Source organism: Streptomyces sp. UF-297, assembly GCF_058245575.1.
The window spans coordinates 1-8155 of record NZ_JBSIBZ010000167.1; the positions used below are offsets into that span (position 1 = coordinate 1).

The following is an 8155-nucleotide window of genomic DNA, read 5'->3' on the forward strand; positions in this document are numbered from 1 at the left end:
CCCCCCCCCCCCCCCCCCCCCCCCCCCCCCCCCCCCGAGCTGCGGATCGAGGCCGGGGCCCGCGATGAGGACCGACGCCCCCATCAGCGCGGCACGCAGCCGTTCGTACGCCTCCTGGGGCGACAGGCCGCTGTGCTGCCGCACCGTAACCGGGGCACCGGGGCCGTCCGTGGTCAGCAGCAGGGCGGCGGCGCCGTCCCGGGCGTCCTCGCCCTGTCGGGGCGGCCCGGAGTCGGCAGGCGCCGTCGTCTGGTCCATGACCGTGACCAGCGCGCGCCGGCTGCCGCCGGCTCGCGCGTACTGGCCGGCCAGCCGCAGTGCGGTGTGCGGGGCCGCGTTGCCCTGCTCGCCGAGCGCGAAGGCCGTCGGTGAGCCGGGCACCGCCTCGGCGAGGCAGGAGACCGCCGACTGGCGCGAGTCGAAGTCGGGGACGGCAGAGGTGACGATCACCAGATCCAACGGAGCGTCCAGCGGCGGGAGTTCGCCGAGCAGCCCTGCTGCCATGTCGGAGAAAGTGTTCCGGTTGGCCCGCTCCAGCCGCTCCTGGTCGAACGTGGTCCCGTACAGGTCGGCCATGTCCTGGTAGTAGCGGACCAGGAACGGATCGGCGGGGGCCGGCGTCCTGCTGCCGAAGGAGCGGTGCCCGACCCCCGCGAGCCGTAGTGCCGTCACTGTGCGGTGGCCACGTAGTCGGCCAGCGTACGGACGGTGGCGAAGTGCTTCATCTCCAGCTTCTCGGTGTCGAATTCGACGTCAAAGGTCTCTTCGAGGCTCAGCAGCAGGTCGAGGACACCGGCGGAGTCCAGACCGTAGTCGTCGACGAGCCTGGCATCGGGGCCGAGGTCCGGCAGCTCGCGGCCGAGCACCTCGCAGAGCACGGTGCGGACGGTGTCGATGGTCCGGTCCTGGGCTGCGGTGTCAGAAAGCTGCGGCATGGTGTCGTTCTCCTTGTCGGGGGTGTACGCGTTGTCGGGGTGTACGCGGTTGGTCGGGCCGGCGGCAGGCGCACCGGGCTCGAACAGGTCCTGGCGGCGCGGCAGGTCCTCGGGGCGCTCGTGCTCCCGGACCAGGTGGCTGCGGCCATTCAGTGCTGCACGACCATTGCCGAGAACGTCGCGCCGAGCCCGGCCGCGACCAGTAGATACCGCGCTCCGGGACGCAGCCGACCGAGACGGCCGGCCGTCTCGTAGTTGATGAACGGGTCCGCGGTGAGGCAGTGGCTGATCAACGGGATGTTGTCCACGAAGATGCGTTCCATCGGCATGCCGAGCAGTTCCGAAATCCTTCGCCAGGACATGGTGTTGACGTTGTGCGGGATGACGAGATCGATATCGTCGAGCGTGATTTCGGCGCTTTCGCAGGCGGACAGCATCGCTTCGACAACTGCTTCCGGGTACAGGTCGTTGAATTCCTTCGACGATGCCTCGCCGGTGATGAATTCCGCATGGAACTGCCCGTACACGCGGATGGACTGTCCGAGCACCCGGTCGCTGTCGGACGTGCCCGGGGCCCGCAGCAGCACGGCCGCCGCGCCTTCGCTGGCGATATTGCTGCGCGGCACCCAGCGCACCGCAGGAGTGAAGGTCTTCTCGCCGGTCAGCAGGAGCGCCAGCGCGTGCGGGTCGCCGTCGGCGGCCAGCAGTCGCCCGCAGATGTCCACTGCCTGCAGTCCCGAGGCGCACGCGTGATGCGACACCGAGAAGGCCATGGCGTGCTCCAGCCCCAGTTCCCGGCAGATACGCCGGAGCGAATCCGCGGGCTGCGGACGGCTGTTGACAACGGTCCGGGCCTGCACGACATAGCGGACGTGCATCTCCTGGCCGCGCAGCGCGTCGAGCTTGGCGGCCGCGGCGAGCAGTAGCCCTTCCTCGTCGCGCTCCGGGTCACGGCACACACTGGACAGGCCGTAGAAGCGCTTGAAGATCATGATCTGACGTGCGCCCAGCCCCTCCTTCTCCTGGAGTTCGGCAATGGGCACACTCTGCGGAAGATACGTGGAAACAGCTGCGATGGATGTCATCGGGCCGCTCCGGCAAATCTCGGCATGCTTGCGCTCCCCGTCTCCCGTTTCCGCCGAGGCACTCTCCCGGACAGTCTCGCGACCACTGCTGACAGTTGAGTGACCGGCCGATGACGAGGAAGCGGGCGCGTGGGCGGCGCGTGCGCGGGGTAGCGGCTGGGCACGGGAGCCGGGGTAGGGCTAACCCCACCTCACTAGGCGTGCTAGCACCTGTGTGTCGGGTAGACCGGGCGACCACCATGGAATGCGTCCAGGAGCCTGCGTCCGGCGCTGGAGCGAAAGATCCCGACGAGGCTCGGCAGAGAGACATCTCACGTGCCTAAGAAGTCAAGCCGCGACGGCGATACCGGCTGAGGAGGCGGTGAAGGCATGTTGTTCGTCGAAGGGCTGCCGAGTCTGCAGGCAGTGGTGGAGCTGGCCGATCATGCGGTTCTCCCATCCTCGTGCGTTTGCGCAGGTGGAAAGCCTGTGCGGGGCACGCGGCGACCTAATCCCAGGACTCAAAGGTCCGCCGTCTCACTAGCCGTTCGCGGCACCAGCGCACCGCACGGGCCCCGGTCTTCGTCAGAGCTCAACGGCTCGTGGACAACGAGGGGGTCAGCCTGCGGCGGGCTCACACCACGACGATCAACGCTCGGCCCACGCGGTGGGTTTCACGGCGGCCCGAAGACACCGGGAGCAACCGTTCTCTCTCAAGGCCTCGGGGGCCAGGAGCACCCAGGAGTCAGCCCGGTGCCCACGTGACCGCAGCGAAACCCACCACGTCACTCGACCAATCCGGAAGCCCCTTCTGACGGGCCCACCGGAACCGCATACTCAAGGATTAGGTGGACCAGTGGTGGGCACGACGTGCCTGAGAAAGGCCGTGAACGGTGTGTCCAAGTGGAGCGCGAGCCGCCCGCGGCAGGCGATCGCTCTCTGGCTGACGGTCATGGCGGCCTCGGTCGGCAGCGGAATGGCGTCGCAGCGCATGCCGGTCGACGAGACCCTCGACGGCCGGATCGCCGACTATGAGCCAACGGGAGACATGCTGCTGGGAGCCGCTGTGATGCTGGCGGTGCTGACCGTTTTTCTCGCGGCTGTGCTCCCGGCGGTGGTGTCCGTGCTCGTTGCCCTCACCGTGGTGGCCACCGCCACCGGCTGGTGGGCGGTCGTGGGCCAGTTGCTCGCCGAGCCCAGCCCATCGGAATCCGTGTGCGCCCTGGTAGCTGTCATCGGTGCGGCACTCAGCCTGGTGCACTGTGTGTACTTTCTGTGGCGTGAGCGGCAGGCCCGTCGGTACGGGGCGCTGCGTCCCCGCGTTACCGCGACGGCGGCCGCGGCCTGCAGGTCCGTCCTGGTGTCCTGTTGCATCACGATCGCGGTGACCGCCGGGCTGTATGTGGCGGGCGACGCCATGCTGTCCGCCGTAGCCACCGGCGTGATCCTCACCGTCGTCGCGAGCAAGCTGGCCGCGCTCACCGTGCTGCCGGCCGTCGTCGGCCGCTTCGGACGGCGGCTGGGCTGGCCCCGGCTGCCGTTCGTGTGGCGGCTCGCCTACCGGCTCGGCCCGCCGCGCCTGTGGCCCCTCCTACTGCGCCCGGCCGTGCGGTTCCCGGCGGGGACGCTGGTGGCCTCGGCGCTCGCCCTTCTCGCGCTCGCCATCCCTTCGCTGTGGTGGCACCCGGGCGACCCCGGTGGCCCTGCCGTGCCGGCGGCCGTCGGCGAAGCCGCCCAGGGCTCCGCGAGCACCGCCGGTGCCCTGATCGCTGTGGCCCTGCCCGCCGTCCTGCTGGCCTTCGCCGCGATGACCGCGGTTTTGCGCTCCGCCCCCGCGGCACTGGCCGTCACCGTGCCCAGCGCCCTCGCGGCAGCCGCCGCCTGCGGCCTGAGCACACTGGTCCGGTGGGCCGTGAAACCCGGCCAGCTGCCCGGCAGTTGGGGACACGACACCATGGACGCCTGGACTTGGCTGCTCAGCTTCGTCCTGGCACTTGCGGTTGCCGTCCCCCTCCACCGGCTGGTGGTCGGTCGCATCCTCGACCGGGTCGGGTACGCGATGGCGGCGCGGGAGGCCACGGCGCGCGCGGTGACCGCCACCTCCGACGCCGTGACGGGTGCCGCCGTCGTGATGTGCGCGGTCTTCGTGCTCGCCGAGCGGATGGGCACCGTCGAGGTGAGTCGGCTGAGTACGGTGCTGATCGCGGCCGTCGTCGTGAACGTGACCGTCGTACGGGCACTGACCCTGCCCTCGATGGTGGTTCTGCTGGGCGGCACTCGCTGGCGGCTGCGCGGCATCCCCGCGGCCAGGGACCTCCCCCTCGGCAACGGGACGTCCAGCACTACTGATCATTGAGTCTGGCGGGCTGAGGACGGGCGAGGCACGACGCCGGGGGAGCACTCACGTCCATGTCGGCCCACATGTTGCTCGATCAGGGCCGGGGTGAGCATCTCGGTCAGCGTCAACGAGGCGTCGGCGGTCACGGAGCGGCCGGAGTCCCGCAACGAGGTGAGCCGCTGGCCGCGACAACGTCAGCTGCATGCCCTGCGCAGGGCTGTGCCTGGCGGGGCGGCTGCGGGCCGATCGTCGACTTGGCGCCGCGAGCTCTGGGTATGACACACGACGAAAACACGGCCTGGGCGAAGTCCGGTGCACTTCCGTGCCCCGTCAGGGCGCGGGAAACGGCGCGACCGGCTCGCGGTTTCACGATCGCGCTTCCAGCGGAGCGCTTAGTCGGCAGATCCGCAGGCCAGAGAAAGTGGCAGGCGACACAGACGAGCTGTGGTCACGGTGCACAGCACCCGGCGGTGAGAGGTGCGGTGATGGTGGAGACGGCGAACGCGGCAGAGGGCGGACAGCAAGTGGGTGGTGGGGATCCCGGGCTGTTCGGGCCGGGGTCGGTGACGTGGCAGGTGCACTCCGATCCCATGATGTGGATCGCGGGGGTGCGGGCGCTGTATCTGCAGGCGTTGCATCCGCGGGCGGTGCGGGGGGTGATGGCCAACTCCGATTTCCGTAAGGACGCTTGGGGGCGGCTGATGCGGACCGCGAACTTCGTGGGGACGACCACGTACGGCACCACCGAGGCCGCCGAGCGGGCCGGGGCCAGGGTTCGCGGGATTCATCGCAGGCTGTCCGCCGTCGATCCGGTCACCGGCGAGCGGTTCTCTGTGGATGAGCCGGAGTTGTTGTTGTGGGTGCACTGCGCTGAAGTGGACTCGTATCTGCACGTTGTACGCCGCTCCGGATTTCCGGTCAGCGACGCGCAGGCCGATGCGTATCTGGGTGAACATCGGGTCAGTGCCCGTCTGGTGGGCCTGGAACCCGCCACCGTGCCCGGCAATCGGGCCGAATTGGCCGCGTACTTCCGGGAGATGGAGCCCCGCCTGGCCGTCACGGCCGACGCCCGCGCGGTCGACGGCTTTCTGCGCAGACCGCCGACGCACCCGCTGCTCGTACCCGCGCGGGAGCTGGTGTGGCGGCGCGTCGCCGACCTCGCGTACGCCGCGCTGCCCCCGTACGCCCATGCGCTGTACGGACACGCCGTACCCCCACCGGCCACCGTGACCCGGCGGCTGCGCGCCGCCGGCGCCGTCCTGCGCACCGTCCCGGACACCGTGCGCTGGCAGCTGCCGCCCCGGCACATCCTGCGCGCCGTCGCACGGCTCGGCCCCGGCACCCGCCCAGCGCCCTACAAGCTCCGCCGCTCCGCCGCCATACTGGACCGGCAGGGTTCCTAGGGGGAGCCGCGGGGGCGGACGCGCGGCGGACGGGGGCGGCGGCACGCGATGGCGGAGAACACGACCAGCACGCCGGGGCAGCCCGGCCAGTCGGGGCACGGCACGGAAAAGCGGCTCATACAGGGCCGCTACCGCCTGCTCGACCTGATCGGGCGCGGCGGCATGGGCGAGGTGTGGCGGGCGCGCGACGAGTCACTGGGGCGCCACGTGGCCGTCAAGTGCCTCAAGCCCATGGGGCAGCAGCAGGACCCGTCCTTCATGCGGGTGCTGCGCGAGCGCTTCCGGCGCGAGGCCCGGGTGGCCGCGGCCCTCCAGCACCGCGGCATCACGGTCGTCCACGACTTCGGCGAGGACGACGGCATCCTCTACATCGTCATGGAGCTGCTGGACGGCCGGAACCTGAGCCAGCTGATGGCCGACAACCGCCACGACCCGCTGCCCGTACCGGACTTCGCCGATATCGCCGACCAGGTCGCCGCGGCCCTGGCCTACACCCACGAACAGGCCATCGTGCACCGCGACCTCAAGCCCGCCAACATCGTGCGGATCGCCGACGGCACGGTCAAGATCTGCGACTTCGGCATCGCCAGACTCGGCCACGACATCGGCTTCACCGCCCGCCTGACCGGCACCGGCATCGCCATGGGCACCCCGCACTACATGTCGCCCGAGCAGATCGGCGGCGGCACCATCGACCACCGCAGCGACCTGTACTCCCTGGGCTGCGTCCTGTACGAAATCGCCACCGGCGTCCCGCCGTTCGACCTCGGCGACGCCTGGGCGGTACTCGTCGGACACCGCGACACCGCCCCCGAACCCCTGCGGGAACGCCGCCCCGAACTCCCCGAGGCCTACGAGCGCATCGTGCTGGACCTGCTCGCCAAGGACCCCGAGGACCGCCCGCGCGACGCCGCCGAACTGGGCAAACGCCTGGCCACCGCCCGCACCCCGCAAGGCCCCCCGCCGACCCTGCGCGTCCCCTCCCCGCCCCTGCCCCCTCCCGGCGCCCGCCTGCCTTCCTGGACCCGCGGGATGACCACCGGCACCAAAGCAGGCACCCCCCGCCCCGACCACACCCCGCCGCCCGACGCCCTCACCGGCGCCTGGACCTACGCCGCCGACCCCGCAGGCTCGGGCAGTGCCCCGCCGCCGGTCACCGAACGCCCCACCCCCTCGCCCGAACTCCTCACCGCCCTGGCCGGACGGCACAGCGCGGGGCTGAGCCTGGGCCGGCTGGGGCGCTGGGAGGAGGCGGGGGAGGTGCACCGCGCGGTGGCCGCCGAGCGCGAGCACGCACTGGGCCCCGACCACCCCGACACCCTCGCCAGCCGCTTCGAGATCGCCTTCACCCTCAGCCGCTCGGGCCGCGCCGCCGACGCGCTGCGCGAGTACGAACGCGTCGCCGCCGGACGCGAGCGCACCCTGGGCCCCGACCACGCCGACACGCTCGCCGCCCGCCAGGAGACCGCCTATGTGCTCGGCCAGCTCGGCCGGCACTTCGAGGCACACCAGGTCTACTCCGCCGTACTCGCCCTGCGCGAGCGGGTCTTCGGCCCCGACCACCCCGACACCCTGCGCTGCCGCCACAACCTCGCCTTCAGCCTCAGCCGGCTCGGACGCCTGGAGGACTCCTACGCCATGGCCAGGGAAGTGGCCGCGGCCCGCGCCCGCGTCCTGGGGGAGCGGCACCCCGACACCCTGGTCACCCGCTACGAAGTCGCCTACGCGCTCGGCCAGTTGGGCCGCTGGCCGGAGGCGCTCCAGGCCTACCGCGAGGTCGCCGCCGCCCGCGCCCAGGCCCTGGGCCAGAAGCACCCCGACACCCTCGCCGCGCGCCACGAGGTCGGCATCAGCCTGGGGCGGATGGGCCGCAGCGCCGAGGCCCTGGAGCTGTACCGCGAGCTGGTGGCGGCCCGCACCGACGCCCAGGGCCCCGAGCACGCCGAAACCCTGCGCGCCCGCCACGGCCTGGGCGTCAACCTCGGCCGCCTGGGACGCTGGGAGGAGGCGCTGGCCGAGGCCCGCGAGGTCGCCGTGCTGCGCGAGCAGAAGCTGGGCGCCGACCACCCCGACACCCTGGTCAGCCGCCGCGAAATCGCCGTCGCGCTGGGCTGGCTGGGCCGCTGGCGCGACGCGCTGGCCGTCTACCGCCAGGTCGCCGGCGCCCGCGAGCGGGTCCTGGGCGCCGCTCACCCCGTCACCCTGGCCAGCCGCAACGACGAGGCCCAGTGCCTGGACCAACTGGGCCGCTCCGCCGAGGCGGTGGCCCTGTACCGGAGGGTGGCGGCGCTGCGCCAGGGCCGGGACCGGGGGCAGTAGCGGAGGGGGAGGGGGCGCGGCCGTCCGCGTACGCTCGCCCCTCCGGCCCTGCCGTCCGCGTACGCTCGCCCCTCCGGCCCTGCCGTCCGCGTACGC

General features: G+C 71.9%; 6 protein-coding genes. 3 read left to right on the forward strand and 3 right to left on the reverse strand.

Annotation, left to right across the window (positions count from 1 at the left end; genetic code table 11):
* The 3 genes from AC4IJH_RS42700 to AC4IJH_RS42710 form a co-directional block, all read right to left on the reverse strand.
* A partial coding sequence (locus AC4IJH_RS42700) for a hypothetical protein (RefSeq protein WP_490857438.1) occupies positions 1-672 on the reverse strand: 672 nt, incomplete at its 3' end.
* Positions 669-935 (reverse strand): acyl carrier protein, encoded by a 267-nt coding sequence (locus AC4IJH_RS42705; protein WP_490857439.1) that lies wholly within the window; start codon positions 933-935, stop codon positions 669-671. The genes AC4IJH_RS42700 and AC4IJH_RS42705, both read right to left, overlap by 4 nt.
* A 149-nt stretch (positions 936-1084) precedes the next feature.
* Positions 1085-2020 carry a 3-oxoacyl-[acyl-carrier-protein] synthase III C-terminal domain-containing protein gene (locus tag AC4IJH_RS42710; RefSeq protein WP_490857440.1) on the reverse strand — a complete coding sequence of 312 codons (936 nt, stop codon included), beginning with the start codon at positions 2018-2020 and terminating at the stop codon, positions 1085-1087.
* An 865-nt stretch (positions 2021-2885) separates the two neighbouring features.
* Here AC4IJH_RS42710 and AC4IJH_RS42715 point away from each other — a divergent pair.
* The 3 genes from AC4IJH_RS42715 (at position 2886) to AC4IJH_RS42725 (ending at position 8059) form a co-directional block, all read left to right on the forward strand.
* Positions 2886-4355, forward strand: coding sequence for an MMPL family transporter (locus AC4IJH_RS42715; RefSeq protein WP_490857441.1), 1470 nt, complete (start codon positions 2886-2888; stop codon positions 4353-4355).
* A gap of 467 nt (positions 4356-4822) precedes the next feature.
* The gene (locus AC4IJH_RS42720; protein WP_490857442.1) at positions 4823-5740 is read left to right on the forward strand and encodes an oxygenase MpaB family protein; all 918 of its coding nucleotides are present in this window, start codon (positions 4823-4825) and stop codon (positions 5738-5740) included.
* 48 nt (positions 5741-5788) lie between these two features.
* Positions 5789-8059 carry a serine/threonine-protein kinase gene (locus AC4IJH_RS42725; protein WP_490857443.1) on the forward strand — a complete coding sequence of 757 codons (2271 nt, stop codon included), beginning with the start codon at positions 5789-5791 and terminating at the stop codon, positions 8057-8059.
* Positions 8060-8155 lie beyond the last annotated feature (96 nt).

Excerpts from the sequence above, each read along its gene's own strand:
- AC4IJH_RS42725 (WP_490857443.1), top strand. The coding sequence starts at position 5,789 with ATGGCGGAGAACACGACCAGCACGCCGGGGCAGCCCGGCCAGTCGGGG.
- AC4IJH_RS42710 (WP_490857440.1), bottom strand. The coding sequence starts at position 2,020 with ATGACATCCATCGCAGCTGTTTCCACGTATCTTCCGCAGAGTGTGCCC.
- AC4IJH_RS42705 (WP_490857439.1), bottom strand. The coding sequence starts at position 935 with ATGCCGCAGCTTTCTGACACCGCAGCCCAGGACCGGACCATCGACACC.
- AC4IJH_RS42720 (WP_490857442.1), top strand. The coding sequence starts at position 4,823 with ATGGTGGAGACGGCGAACGCGGCAGAGGGCGGACAGCAAGTGGGTGGT.